Below are 12346 nucleotides of genomic sequence, written 5' to 3'. Positions count from 1 at the left end.
CCCTATTTTCACGCTCGCCCCCCCCACACAATATAACTCGTCTTGTGTCCGCGCCAGGTACTCTTTTTACAACCCCCCCCCCCCCGGGGCCCCCCCCCCCCCGGGCGCCCCCCCGCCCCCTGAGGGCGGGGCGCCCGAGAGAGGAGAACCCGAGTTGAGCACCGCACTGAAAGCCCCCGCCAAGGCCCCCGGCCCGGCTACCCCCGTTCCGCCCGCTACCCCCGCTACCCCCGCCGCCCCGGCGGCACCCGCCCCCCGGGGCCTGCTGCCGGTGATCCTGACCGCCACCTTCATGACCGCCCTCGACACCTTCGTCGTCAACGTCGCCGTCCCCTCCGTCCAGGCCGATCTGGGCGCCGGCCCGGCGGTCGTCCAGTGGGTGATGGCCGGGTTCGGCCTGGCCCTCGCCGTCGGGCTGGTCACCGCCGGCCGGCTCGGCGACCGGTACGGCCGGCGCCGGGTGTTCGCGCTCGGTCTGTCCCTGTTCACCCTCGCCTCGGCGGGCTGCGGCCTCGCCCCGACGGCGTCCGCGCTGGTCGGCGCCCGGGTGGCGCAGGGCCTGGCGGCCGCGCTGATGGGCCCGCAGGTGCTGGCGATCCTGCGGACGGCGTTCAGCGGCGCCGCGCAGGCCCGGGCCTTCGCCCGGTACGGACTGACGATGGGCGTCGGCGCGGTGTTCGGCCAGCTGATCGGCGGGCTGCTGATCCGCGCGGACCTTCTCGGCCTGGGCTGGCGCAGCTGCTTCCTGATCAACCTGCCGATCGGCCTGGCCGCGCTGGCCGCCGTCCGGCGCTGCCTGCCGGAGTCGCGGGCGCCGCAGCGGCCGGGCCTGGACCCGGTCGGGGTGCTGCTGGCGACGGTCGGGCTGACCGCCCTGGTGCTGCCGCTGATCCAGGGACCGGGCCTCGACTGGCCGCTGTGGACGCTGCTCTGCCTCGGCGCGGCGGTCGCCGTGCTGGTGGCGTTCGCCGTCCACCAGCACCGCAGTACGGGCCGGGGCACCCCGCTGGTGGACACCCGGCTGTTCCGCGGCCGTGCCTTCGGCACCGGGCTGCTCGCCCAACTGGTCTTCTGGCTCGGCCAGGCCTCGTTCTTCCTGGTGCTCGCCCTGCACCTGCAGCTGGGCCGCGGACTGGACGCGCTCGGCGCCGGGCTGGTGTTCACCGCGATCGGCCTCGGCTACCTGCTGACCTCGAACGCCACCCACCGGGTCACCGCGCGCCTCGGCGAGCCGCGCACGATCACCGTCGGCGGGCTGCTGATGGCCGCCGGGCTGGGCCTGCTCGCGTTCGCCGCCGACGCCGGCGCGGACGGCACCGTCTGGTGGCTGGCGCCCGGGCTGTTCGTGGACGGCCTCGGCATGGGCCTGGTGATCGCGCCGGTCACCACCGTCGCCCTGGCGGCCGTGGAGCCGCAGCTGGCCGGGGCGGCGGCCGGGGCGGTGGCCACCGTGCAGCAGGTCGGCGGCGCCGTCGGGGTCGCGCTGATCGGCCTGGTCTACTACGTCGCCGACGACCCGACGGCGGCCTTCGTCCGCAGCACGGCGGTGCTGGCGGTGCTGGAGCTGGTGCTGGTGGGCCTGGTCCGGCTGGTGCCGCGCCGTTCGTGAATGCCGCAGGAGCACGACCCGGGAGAACGTCGCGGGGGCACGACCCGGGAGAACGCCCTGGGAGCACCACCCGGGCGGGCCGCCGAGGAGCACGACCCGGGCAGGCCGCCGGAGGAAGCCGGGCGGGCGGGGCGATCCCCGCCCGCCCGTTCCGTTCCGTCCCCCCGATCGGGTTGGATGGTCGGATGAGCGAGGAGAAGAGCACCGTACCGGCGTGGGAGCAGCGGTTCAGGGCGGCCCGGGTGTCACTGCCCGACTGGGCCGAGGACGCCCCCGACCGGGCGCTGTACGTGTCCAACGCGACCGGCACCTACGAGGTCTACGCCTGGGACCGTGCCACCGGCTCCCACCGCCAGGTCACCGACCGGCCGAACGGCACCACCGACGCCGAGCTGTCCCCGGACGGCGCCTGGGTCTGGTGGTTCGACGACCACGACGGTGACGAGTTCGGCGTCTGGCGCCGCCAGCCCTTCGCGGGCGGCCCGGACGAGGAGGCCGTGCCCGGCCTCGCCGCCTCCTACTCGGCCGGCCTGGCGCTGGGCCGCGACGGCACGGTGGTCGTCGGCCGTTCCACCGACGAGGACGGCACCACCCTGCACCTGCGCCGACCGGGCGCGGCCGCGCCGGTCGAGATCTACCGGCACGAGGAGTACGGCGGCGTCGGCGACCTCAGCCACGACGCCACCCTGCTGGCCGTCGACCACACCGAGCACGGCGACGCGATGCACTCCGCCATCCGGGTGGTCCGGCTCACCGGGGACGGGATCGAGACCGTCGCCGAACTGGACGAGGTCACCGGCCGGGACGAGCCGCGCGGCGTCGCCTGCCTGGGCTTCGCCCCGGTCGAGGGCGACACCCGGCTGCTGGTCGCCCACCAGCGCACCGGCCGCTGGGAGCCGATGATCTGGGACGTCGCGACCGGCGCCGAGACCGCCCTCCCGCTCCGCGACGAGCAGGGCCGCGAGCTGCCCGGCGACGTCTCCGCGCAGTGGCGCCCCGGCGCCGGGGCGCTGCTGGTCGAGCACGAGTACGAGGCGCGCAGCGAGCTGTTCACGTACGACCTCGCGGACGGCCGGCTGACCCGCCTGGAGACCCCGCGCGGCACGGTCGGCGGCGCCACCGCCCGCCCGGACGGCACCGTCGAGTACCTGTGGTCCTCGGCCGCCGAGCCCTCCGCCGTCCGCTCCACCGCGGGTGCGGTCGTGCTGCGGGCGCCCGGCCCGGTGCCGCCCGGCTCCGTCCCGGTCGAGGACGTCTGGGTGGACGGTCCCGGCGGGCGGGTGCACGCCCTGGTGCAGCGCCCGCGGACCGGGGGCCCGGGGCCGTACCCGACGGTCTTCGAGGTCCACGGCGGCCCGACCCACCACGACAGCGACTCCTTCGCCGCCGGACCGGCCGCCTGGCTGGACCACGGCTTCGCGGTGGTCCGGGTCAACTACCGCGGCTCGACCGGCTACGGCCAGGCCTGGACGGACGCGCTGCACGAGCGGGTCGGCCTGATCGAGCTGGAGGACATCGCGGCGGTCCGGGAGTGGGCCGTCTCCAGCGGCCTCGCCGACCCGCGGCGACTGGTGCTCACCGGCGGCAGCTGGGGCGGCTACCTGACCCTGCTCGGCCTGGGCGTGCAGCCCGACAGCTGGTCGCTGGGCGTCGCCGCGGTACCGGTCGCGGACTACCACACCGCGTATGCCGACGAGATGGAGGCGCTCAAGTCGCTCGACCGCACCCTCTTCGGCGGCACCCCCGAGGAGGTCCCCGAGCGCTTCACCGCCTCCTCGCCGCTGAGCTACGTCGAGCAGGTGCGGGTGCCGGTGTACATCAGCGCCGGGGTCAACGACCCGCGCTGCCCGATCCAGCAGATCGAGAACTACGTCGAGCGGCTGGAGCAGCTCGACAAGCCGCACGAGGTGTACCGGTACGACGCCGGGCACGGCTCGCTGGTGGTGGAGGAGCGGATCCGGCAGCTGCGGCTGGAGATCGACTTCGTCCGGCGGCACCTCGGGGTCCCCGACGGCGGCAGCGGAGCGGCTGGGTGAGCCGTCTGTCGGCGGTCGCGGGGGCGGCGGTGGCCGGGGTGCTGGTGCTGGTGCTGAGCGGCTGCTCGGGCTCGCACGGCGACGAGGTCGCCTGCCCGCCCCCGGCCACGGCCCCGGTGCCGGCCACGCCCACGGCGCCGGCCACGCCCACGGCTCCCGCCGCGCACCCGGCGCCCGCGCCCAGCGGCTCGGCGACCCGGGCGAGCGCTCCGGCGGCCGGGGCGACGGTCCTCCGGGCGTCCTACCAGCCGGGCGCTGAGGAGGACGCGGCCGAGCGCGGCGGTTCGCACGGGTCCGGCGGATCGCACGGCTCCGGTGGGTCCAGCAGCTCCGGCAGTTCCGGCAGTTCCGGCGGTTCGCACGGCTCCAGCAGCTCCGGCGGTTCGAGCGGCACCAGCGGTTCGAAGGGCGGCGGTCGCACCACGCACCACCACATCGACCACTACGGCTCGAACAACGGGTCGGCCGGGCGCGGCCACTGCCGCGGCGGGAGCACGCCGGTGGACGAGGACACGGCGACGCCCTTCGGTAGCGGAGGTAGCGGAGGCAGCTCGTCGACCCCGTCGGGGCCCCCGACCGGCCCCGCAGCACCGATCACACCGACCGGCGCACCGACCGCACCGACCGCACCGCTCAAGCCGACCCCGGTGCCCACCCCGCCCCCCGGCAGGCCGACCCGCTGACCGGGCGGCTCAGTCCAGGACCGGGTCCAGCCCGAGGGCCCGGTCCTGCTCCGCCTCCGCCTCCCGGCGCACCAGGCGGAACCACATGAAGACCACGAACCCGCCGAAGACGAACCACTCCAGCGTGTAGCCCAGGTTCTGGAAGGCCCGCAGGGTGAGCCCGTCCCCGCCCTGCGGCTGGACGGTCGGTACGGCGGTCAGACCGGCGGGCACCTGGTCGGCGGAGACCCAGCCGTCGTACCAGCCGTCGTACTCCAGCACGTTCAGCAGCGAGGCCCGGTTGATCATGCCGAGCTGCCCGGCGGGCAGGCCGCCCGCGACCGCGCCGTTGCTGCCGACCGACTCATTGGCCTGGAGCCGCCCGGTCACCGTCACCGGCCCGGTGGGGGCCGGCCCGACCGCGTGGGCGGCGCCGGACGGGTCGCCGGGCGGGTTGCCGGGCGCCCAGCCCCGCACCACGGCGACGGCGTGTCCGTCGGCGGTACGCAGCGGGGTCAGCACGTAGTAGCCCTGCTTGCCGTCCAACACCCGGTTGGGGACGAGGAGTTGGTGCTCGGTGTCGTACTCCCCGGAGGCCGTGACGGACTTGCCGACGGTCTCCGTGGTCACCTGCGGGGTGGCCGGGCCGAGCAGCGCGTCGATCGGACGGGCTTCACCCGAAGCGGCGAGCGACTGCTTGGTCTCCTGGTGAGTGGAGACGCGGTCCTCGAACCGGCCGAGCTGCCAGGAGCCCAGCCAGACGCAGACCGCCACGGCCGCCACGGCCAGGGCGGTGCCGCCCAGCCAGCGCGGAGTCAGGAGGAACCGGTACACACCCCCCACGGTAACCACTCCTCACACCGCGCCGGACCACAGGGTCCGCCTCCGCCCGCCGGATCGGCCGCAGAACGCCGCGCCGACGACGCCCGCGCCGAGCCCGGGTCCTGCACCGCCGCCGCCCGCGCCGAGCCCGGATCCTCCACCACCGGCGCCCGCGCCGCCCCCGGCTCAGCCCGCCGCGGGCGTCCCCGAGGGCCGGGCCGCCGACCCGCCGGACGGCTGGACCCCGCCCCGGTAGAGCGTCCCCCCGCACCCGACCGGCAGCGAGGCCGTGGCGACCGCCGGGCTGCCGGGGGCCGGGGTGTGGGCGATGGTCGCGGTGGGCGGGGCGCCGGTCGGGTTGCCGCTCGGGGTGGCGGTGGGGCTCGGCGCCGCGGTGGGCCCGGAGGTGGGCGAGGGGCTGGCCTGCGGGTTGGAGCTCGGCGCCGCCGAGGCGCCGGTGCCGGAGTTCGGGGCCGCGCCGGAGGAGCCGGCGGGGCCCTGGGTGGTCAGGGAGGCCTGGTTGGTGCCGGAGGTCGGCGCGGTGGTGGCGCCGCCGGAGGAGCCGCAGCCCTGGTCCGGGATCCAGGCGAACGGCACCTTGTACCCGGCCTGCGGGGCCAACAGCGGCGGTTCGGCGTCCATCGCGGGCAGGTTGCCGGCCGGGTCGCCGGGGGTGTGGTCGGCGGAGCGGACCCGGTTGCGGTCGGTGCCGCTGACGTCGGTGACGGCCACCGCGCCCGGCCCGCCGAGGCGGCAGCTGCGGCCGGAGACGTTGTACACCGTGAAGGAGCCGTAGATCCGGCCCTGGGTGTCCGCGGGGCCGACCTGGGCGGTGCCCTGGCCGAGGTCGGCCCGGGTGCAGAGCGGGACGATCCCGCCGTCCCCGGTGCCGGGGGCCCCGGTGGGGGTGGCGGGGCCGGGGCGGGTGGCGTCCGCGCCGGGGCTCGGCGAGGCGCTGCCGGTGCCGGTCGGGGAGGTGCTGCCCGCGCCGCCGGGGCCGGGGCGTACGCCCCCGCCGGTGGCGCTGCCGCCGATCGCGCTGCCGGTGGGGGCGGCGAGGGTCGCGCCGCCGGCGTTCGCCGAACCGGGCCCGCCGGACAGTCCGAGGTGGTCGCCCTCGTGCAGGACGGGCAGCGCGATCGCGACCGCCAGGGCCAGTGCCGCCGCGCCCGTCCAGGCCCCGCGCCGGGCGGCCCGCCGCCGGGGTACGGCCTGGCGGATCCGCGGCAGGGCGCCGACTCCGGGCTGGATCCGGTCCACCGCGTGGTGCATGAGCTCGCGCAGCGCCCGTTCCTCGGCGGAGAAGTCCGGGAGGTGGTCGTCCCCTGGCCGCTGGCGGGCGCCGTCAGCCATGTCCGGCCTCCATCTGGGTCCGGAGGGCGGCGAGTCCGCGTGAGCCGTACGCCTTCACCGAACCGAGCGAGATGCCCAGGGTCTCGGCCACCTGCGCCTCCGTCATGTCCACGAAGTAACGCAGCACCAGAACCTCCCGCTGACGGCGTTGCAGACCCTTCAACGCGGCCTTCAGCTGGTCGCGCTCCAAGGCATCGTAGGCACCTTCTTCTGCACTGGCCATGTCAGGCATCGGCTTGGGCAGCAGTCGCAGGCCGAGGATCCGCCGTCGCAGCGTGGAGCGCGACAGGTTGACCACCGTCTGCCGCAGGTAGGCCAGGGTCTTCTCGGGCTCGCGCACCCTGCGCCGGGCGGCGTGCACCCGGATGAAGGCCTCCTGCACGACGTCCTCACAGGTGGAGAGGTCGTCCAGGAGCAGCGCGGCGAGGCGCAGCAGCGAGCGGTAGTGCGCCTGGTAGGTCTCGGTGAGCAGGTCCTCGCTGGTACCCGCGTCGGTACCCGCGCCGGAGTCCGCCGCACCGGGTGCGGCCGCCGTCATCTGGTCGTCTTCCGGCCTACTCGAAGACCACGGGGAACGCGCCGGAAAGGCCACCACGGCTCTCGCCCCGATGCCCGCCCTTGCCCCCACCATCACGTTCGCCACGCCCGTTGGACACTCGATCCCCTGTCATGGTTGCCCAGCCCGGGGGCCATTCTTCCGCATCGGCGGAAGCGGCCTCCAGGGGATTCCCACGGGATTCCGGACAGATTGTGTCGAGGAGCGGACACAGGTCCGGACGTCCTCGGGCACAAGGGGCCCTCAGAACCGGGCCGATGACGGGTCCTGAGCCTCCCCACCGTCAGTTCGGGCCGCCCTCGCCCCGCCTGGAGCGCCGACTCGGCGACCGCCCTCAGTCCGCCCGGAGCGCGAGCTCGGCGGCCACCAGCTCGGCGATCTGCACCAGGTTGAGCGCGGCCCCCTTGCGCAGGTTGTCGCCGCACAGGAAGAGGTCGAGCGCGTCCGGCTCGTCCAGCGCCCGGCGCACCCGCCCGACCCAGACCGGGTCGGTGCCGACCGCGTCGTTCGGGGTCGGGAACTCCCCGGCCGCCGGGTCGTCGTAGAGGACCACGCCGGGCGTCTCGCGCAGGATGTCCTGGGCGTGCTCCTGGCTGACCTCGCGTTCGAAGCGGGCGTGCACGGCCAGCGCGTGGGTGCGCACCACCGGGATCCGCACGCAGGTCGCGGAGACCTTGAGGGCGGGCAGGCCGAGGACCTTGCGGGCCTCGTCGCGCAGGCCCAGCTCCTGGGCGGACCAGCCGCCGTCCTGGAGGCCGCCGGTCCAGGGCACCGCGTTCAGGGCGAGCGGGGCGGCGAACGGCCCCTCGTCGGCGATCACCGCGCGCAGGTCGCCGGTCTGCCGGCCGACCTCGGTGCCGGCCACCAGGGCGGTCTGCTCGCGCAGCGCCGCGGTGCCGGCCCGGCCCTCGCCGCTGGCGGCCTGGTAGGTGGCCACCACCAGCTGCTCCAGCCCGTACTCGGCGTGCAGCGCGCCGACCGCCGTGACCAGCGCCAGCGTGGGGCCGGCCGGACTGGCCACGATCCCGCGCGGACGGATCCGCAGCGCGGCCGCGTTCACCTCGGGGACGACCAGCGGTACGTCCCCGACGGTGCGGAAGGCGGCCGAGTCGTCGACCACCACGACGCCCTTGGCCGCCGCGATCGGCGCCCACTGGGCGGAGACCTCGTCGGGGACGGCGAACACGGCGACGTCGATCCCGGCGAAGGCCTCCTCGGTCAGCGGCACCACCGGGACCGCCTCCCCGCGCACGACCGGCGTACGGCCGGCCGAGCGCGGGGAGGCGACGAGTCGGACCTCGCCCCAGACGTCCTGACGGAGCGAGAGCAGGCCGAGCAGCACCTCGCCGACCGCGCCGGTGGCGCCGACCACGGCGAGGTTGGGACGCCGGGTCACCGCCCGGTGCCCCCGCCCGGCTCCCGGGTCATCGACCGGTGCCGCCGTAGACGACGGCCTCGTCGCTCTCGCTGTCCAGGCCGAAGGCGCTGTGCACGGCGCGGACCGCCTCCGGCACGTCGTCGGCGCGGGTGACCACCGAGATGCGGATCTCCGAGGTGGAGATCAGCTCGATGTTCACGCCCGCGGCCGAGAGCGCCTCGAAGAAGGTCGCGGTGACGCCCGGGTTGGAGCGCATGCCGGCGCCGACCAGCGAGATCTTGCCGATCGCGTCGTCGTAGCGCAGCGACTCGTAGCCGATGCCCTCCTTGACCCGGCCGAGCGCGTCGATGGCCTTCTGGCCCTCGGTCTTCGGCAGGGTGAAGGAGATGTCGGTCAGACCGGTCGACGCGGCGGAGACGTTCTGCACCACCATGTCGATGTTGACCTCGGCGTCGGCGATGGCGCGGAAGATGCGCGCCGCCTCGCCCGGCTTGTCGGGCACGCCGACGACGGTGACCTTGGCTTCGGAGGTGTCGTGGGCGACCCCGGAGATGATGGCCTGCTCCATCTCGCCCCCTTCGGGCTTGTTCGGGTTGTCGTTGCTGACGATCGTCCCGGGAAGACCCGAGAAGGACGAGCGTACGTGAATCGGGATGTTGTAGCGCCGCGCGTACTCGACACAGCGGTCGAGCAGGACCTTGGAGCCGGACGAGGCCAGCTCCAGCATGTCCTCGTACGCGATCCAGTCGATCTTGCGCGCCTTCTTCACCACGCGCGGGTCGGCGGTGAACACGCCGTCCACGTCGGTGTAGATCTCGCAGACCTCGGCCTTGAGCGCGGCGGCCAGCGCGACGGCGGTGGTGTCCGAACCGCCGCGGCCCAGCGTGGTGATGTCCTTGCTGCTCTGGGACACGCCCTGGAAGCCGGCCACGATCGCGATGTTGCCCTGGTCCAGGGCGGTGCGGATGCGACCCGGCGTCACGTCGATGATGCGTGCCTTGTTGTGGACGGAGTCCGTGATGACACCGGCCTGGCTCCCCGTGAAGGACTGGGCCTCGTGCCCCAGGGATTTGATCGCCATGGCCAGCAGCGCCATGGAGATGCGCTCTCCAGCGGTCAGCAGCATGTCGAACTCACGGCCGGCAGGAAGCGGTGACACCTGCTCCGCGAGTTCGATGAGCTCGTCCGTCGTGTCGCCCATCGCGGACACCACGACGACGACCTCATGGCCGGCCTTCTTGGCGTCAACGATTCGGCGGGCAACGCGCTTGATGCCTTCGGCATCCGCAACGGATGAGCCGCCGTACTTCTGCACGACAAGGCCCACGTGCGCTCCTCGACTAGTGTCGTTTTCCGGGGGCTCCAGGCCCCCGTACCCCCCGGGGGAAAGGGGGGTGCGGTCCGCGCCAGTCTACCGAGCAGGGGTGCCCTGACCGGCGCTTTCCATATGATGAGACGGCCGTTTCAGCACGTGGGCGGCGGTTCGGGCGGTGCCACCGGCAGGTCTGCGGGACACCGGGCGCCGTTCCGAAGAATTCCCGGACGAATACCGGGTACCCCGGCCGGATTTCTTTTCCGGGGGGATTGCTGAGGCATTCGTCACAATCGCCGACGGCCGCCGCGATCCCCGGCGGCGGCCTTCGGTTGCGGCCTTCGGTTGCTGCCCTCGGTGCGGCCCTGGGTTGCGGCCCTCGGTTGCGGCCCTCGGTTGCGGCCGAGGGCCGGCTACCTGCCGCCTACCGGCCGAGGCCGAGCTCGGCCTCCATCAGGTCGCCCGCCTGCTGCTCCAACTGCTCGTCGGTCAGCCCGTCGTCGTCGGTGTCCGCGCCGTCCGGCGCCGCACCGATCGGACTGTCCAGCCGGACGTGGGCGATCAGCGACTGCAGCGCCCGCAGCACCGCCGTGCAGGTCGTGCCCCAGTTGGAGAGGTACGAGAACTGCCACCACCACAGCGCCTCGCTGACCCGGCCCTCGCGGTAGTGGGTCAGGCCGTGCTGGAGCTCGCTGACCACGCCGGCCAGGTCGTCCGAGATCCGGAAGGCGTTCGGCTTCTCCGGCGGACCGTACGGGTCGAAGACCTCGTGGTAGACGTCGATCGGCGCGAGGAGCACGGCGAGGCGCTCGCGCAGCTGCTCGCCGTCCGGCTCCGGCCCGGCGTCGGGCTCGAAGCGGTCCTCGGGGACGACGTCCTCGATCGCGCCCAGCCGGCCGCCGGCCAGCAGCAGCTGCGAGACCTCCAGGAGCAGCAGCGAGACCGCGCTGCCCGGTTCGTCGCCCTTGGCGACCTCGGTGACGGCGAGCACGAAGCTCTCCACCGAGTCGGCGATCTGCACGGCGAAGTCGTCCGGCTCGGAGCCGTGGCCGTGGGTGTGCGGGGCGGTCGCCCCGGCCTCCGGCTGCGGGGAGCCGTGGGGCTGCTGGTTGATCGTCCGGTCAGACATCGAGCAGTCGTCTCCCTTCGAAGGCGCGACCGAGGGTGACCTCGTCCGCGTACTCCAGGTCCCCGCCGACGGGCAGTCCGCTCGCCAGCCGGGTCACCTTCAGGCCCATCGGCTTGCACAGCCGGGCCAGATAGGTGGCGGTCGCCTCCCCCTCCAGGTTGGGGTCGGTGGCCAGGATCAGCTCGGCGACCGTGCCGTCCGCGAGGCGCGCGAGCAGCTCGCGGATGCGCAGGTCGTCCGGGCCGACGCCCTCGATGGGGCTGATCGCGCCGCCCAGCACGTGGTAGCGGCCGCGGAACTCACGGGTGCGCTCGATGGCGACGACGTCCTTGGGCTCCTCGACCACGCAGATGACGCCGAGGTCGCGCCGCGGGTCCAGGCAGACCCGGCACCGCTCGGCCTCCGCGACGTTGCCGCAGACCGCGCAGAAGCGGACCTTGTCCTTGACCTCCAGCAGCGCGTGCGCGAGACGGCGCACGTCGACCGGGTCGGACTGCAGCACGTGGAAGGCGATCCGCTGGGCGCTCTTGGGCCCGACGCCAGGCAGCCTGCCCAGTTCGTCGATCAGGTCCTGAACCACGCCCTCGTACAACGTCGCGCCTTCCCTCGGATGGTCCGGTGGTGCTCCTGGTCGGAGGTGCCCCGGTGCCATCATCCAACGAATCGGGCGCCGGACACACCGCCCGACGCCCGACTCCCACAGAAATCACATGGGTCCGCCGTCTGAACTCCAGACCGTCGACCCCCGCGGCGGGGCCCCCGGCCGGGGTTTCCCTAGAACGGCAGGCCGGGGATGCCGCCGCCGCCCAGGCCCTGGGTCAGCGGGCCCATCCGCTCGGCCTGCATCTTCTGGGCCGCCTGGTTGGCGTCCCGCACGGCCGCCAGGACCAGGTCGGCCAGGGTCTCGGTGTCCTCCGGGTCCACGGCCGCCGGGGCGATGGTCAGCGCCACCAGCTCGCCCGAACCCGTCACCGTGGCCTCGACCAGGCCGCCGCCCGCCGTACCGTTCACCTTCGCCTCGGCCAGCTCCTGCTGGGCCTTCGCGAGCTCCTCCTGCATCTTCTGCGCCTGCTTGAGCAGCTGCTGCATGTTGGGCTGACCACCACCGGGGAACACGGCTCACTCCTTGCTGTCACACGGTTCGTCGTACGTCACGGTCGAGCCTACGGGCCCGGGGCGGATGCCGTGGCCCCGCTCCCGGGGAGCGCTCAGTTGCCGCGGTGGTGGATCTCCTCCAGCACCGTGGCCCCCAGCTCGCGGATGATCAGGTCCTGGCCGGAGAACGTCTCCTCGTTGAGGTCCGGGTCGTCCTCCTCCGGGATGTCGTCCTCCGGCCGCACCGACTGCACCGGGCGGGCCGGGGGCGCCGCCACCGGCGGCGGGGCCTGCACCGGCGCGGGAGCCTGCACCTGCGGCCGGGGCGGCGCCTGGACCGGGGCCTGCGCCTGCGGCGGGGCCTGCACCGCGGCCTGCGCCGGGGCGGGAGCTC

At 74.6% G+C, this 12346-nt stretch carries 11 protein-coding genes and 1 pseudogene; 3 read left to right on the top strand and 9 right to left on the bottom strand.

Annotated elements, in window-relative coordinates; translation table 11 throughout:
- Positions 1 to 154 precede the first annotated feature (154 nt).
- The 3 genes from ACFWXO_RS43125 to ACFWXO_RS43115 all read left to right on the top strand — a co-directional run bounded on the left by ACFWXO_RS43125 (position 155) and on the right by ACFWXO_RS43115 (position 4328).
- A complete protein-coding gene (locus ACFWXO_RS43125; protein ID WP_380532142.1) occupies positions 155 to 1609 on the top strand; it encodes a DHA2 family efflux MFS transporter permease subunit in 1455 nt (484 codons plus the stop codon).
- Positions 1610 to 1794: 185 nt separating this feature from the next.
- Positions 1795 to 3645: a S9 family peptidase gene (locus ACFWXO_RS43120; protein WP_380532139.1), complete on the top strand. Its 1851-nt coding sequence runs from the start codon at positions 1795 to 1797 to the stop codon at positions 3643 to 3645.
- The gene (locus ACFWXO_RS43115) at positions 3642 to 4328 is read left to right on the top strand and encodes a hypothetical protein (RefSeq protein WP_380532136.1); all 687 of its coding nucleotides are present in this window, start codon (positions 3642 to 3644) and stop codon (positions 4326 to 4328) included. Before ACFWXO_RS43120 ends, ACFWXO_RS43115 begins: the two co-directional genes overlap by 4 nt.
- 9 nt (positions 4329 to 4337) lie before the next feature.
- Here the strand turns inward: ACFWXO_RS43115 and ACFWXO_RS43110 are convergent, their stop codons facing one another.
- The 9 genes and pseudogenes from ACFWXO_RS43110 to ACFWXO_RS43070 form a co-directional block, all read right to left on the bottom strand.
- Positions 4338 to 5141: an SURF1 family protein gene (locus ACFWXO_RS43110; protein ID WP_380532133.1), complete on the bottom strand. Its 804-nt coding sequence runs from the start codon at positions 5139 to 5141 to the stop codon at positions 4338 to 4340.
- 174 nt (positions 5142 to 5315) lie between these two features.
- The gene (locus ACFWXO_RS43105; protein WP_380532130.1) at positions 5316 to 6482 is read right to left on the bottom strand and encodes a hypothetical protein; all 1167 of its coding nucleotides are present in this window, start codon (positions 6480 to 6482) and stop codon (positions 5316 to 5318) included.
- Positions 6475 to 7020 (bottom strand): SigE family RNA polymerase sigma factor, encoded by a 546-nt coding sequence (locus tag ACFWXO_RS43100; protein WP_254802531.1) that lies wholly within the window; start codon positions 7018 to 7020, stop codon positions 6475 to 6477. The genes ACFWXO_RS43105 and ACFWXO_RS43100 overlap by 8 nt, the downstream gene beginning before the upstream one ends.
- A 352-nt stretch (positions 7021 to 7372) precedes the next feature.
- Positions 7373 to 8434: an aspartate-semialdehyde dehydrogenase gene (locus tag ACFWXO_RS43095; protein ID WP_380532127.1), complete on the bottom strand. Its 1062-nt coding sequence runs from the start codon at positions 8432 to 8434 to the stop codon at positions 7373 to 7375.
- Positions 8435 to 8462: 28 nt separating this feature from the next.
- Positions 8463 to 9743 carry an aspartate kinase gene (locus ACFWXO_RS43090; RefSeq protein ID WP_375887685.1) on the bottom strand — a complete coding sequence of 427 codons (1281 nt, stop codon included), beginning with the start codon at positions 9741 to 9743 and terminating at the stop codon, positions 8463 to 8465.
- Between the two features lie 409 nt (positions 9744 to 10152).
- Entirely contained in the window at positions 10153 to 10857 is a 705-nt protein-coding gene (locus tag ACFWXO_RS43085; protein WP_375887687.1) for a DUF5063 domain-containing protein, read from the bottom strand.
- Entirely contained in the window at positions 10850 to 11449 is a 600-nt protein-coding gene (recR, locus tag ACFWXO_RS43080) for a recombination mediator RecR (protein ID WP_375887690.1), read from the bottom strand. Before recR ends, ACFWXO_RS43085 begins: the two co-directional genes overlap by 8 nt.
- A gap of 182 nt (positions 11450 to 11631) precedes the next feature.
- Positions 11632 to 11973: a YbaB/EbfC family nucleoid-associated protein gene (locus tag ACFWXO_RS43075; protein ID WP_360227091.1), complete on the bottom strand. Its 342-nt coding sequence runs from the start codon at positions 11971 to 11973 to the stop codon at positions 11632 to 11634.
- Between the two features lie 92 nt (positions 11974 to 12065).
- Positions 12066 to 12346: pseudogene (locus ACFWXO_RS43070) on the bottom strand (DNA polymerase III subunit gamma and tau); the annotation flags it as partial.

Origin of the sequence: Kitasatospora sp. NPDC059088 (genome assembly GCF_042738155.1) — a bacterium.
Lineage (GTDB): Bacteria > Actinomycetota > Actinomycetes > Streptomycetales > Streptomycetaceae > Kitasatospora.
The sequence above is the reverse complement of the archived record's forward strand: the minus strand, read 5'-3'. Positions and strand labels throughout refer to the sequence as shown.

Excerpts from the sequence above, each read along its gene's own strand:
- ACFWXO_RS43120 (WP_380532139.1), top strand. The coding sequence starts at position 1,795 with ATGAGCGAGGAGAAGAGCACCGTACCGGCGTGGGAGCAGCGGTTCAGG.
- ACFWXO_RS43105 (WP_380532130.1), bottom strand. The coding sequence starts at position 6,482 with ATGGCTGACGGCGCCCGCCAGCGGCCAGGGGACGACCACCTCCCGGAC.
- ACFWXO_RS43100 (WP_254802531.1), bottom strand. The coding sequence starts at position 7,020 with ATGACGGCGGCCGCACCCGGTGCGGCGGACTCCGGCGCGGGTACCGAC.
- ACFWXO_RS43085 (WP_375887687.1), bottom strand. The coding sequence starts at position 10,857 with ATGTCTGACCGGACGATCAACCAGCAGCCCCACGGCTCCCCGCAGCCG.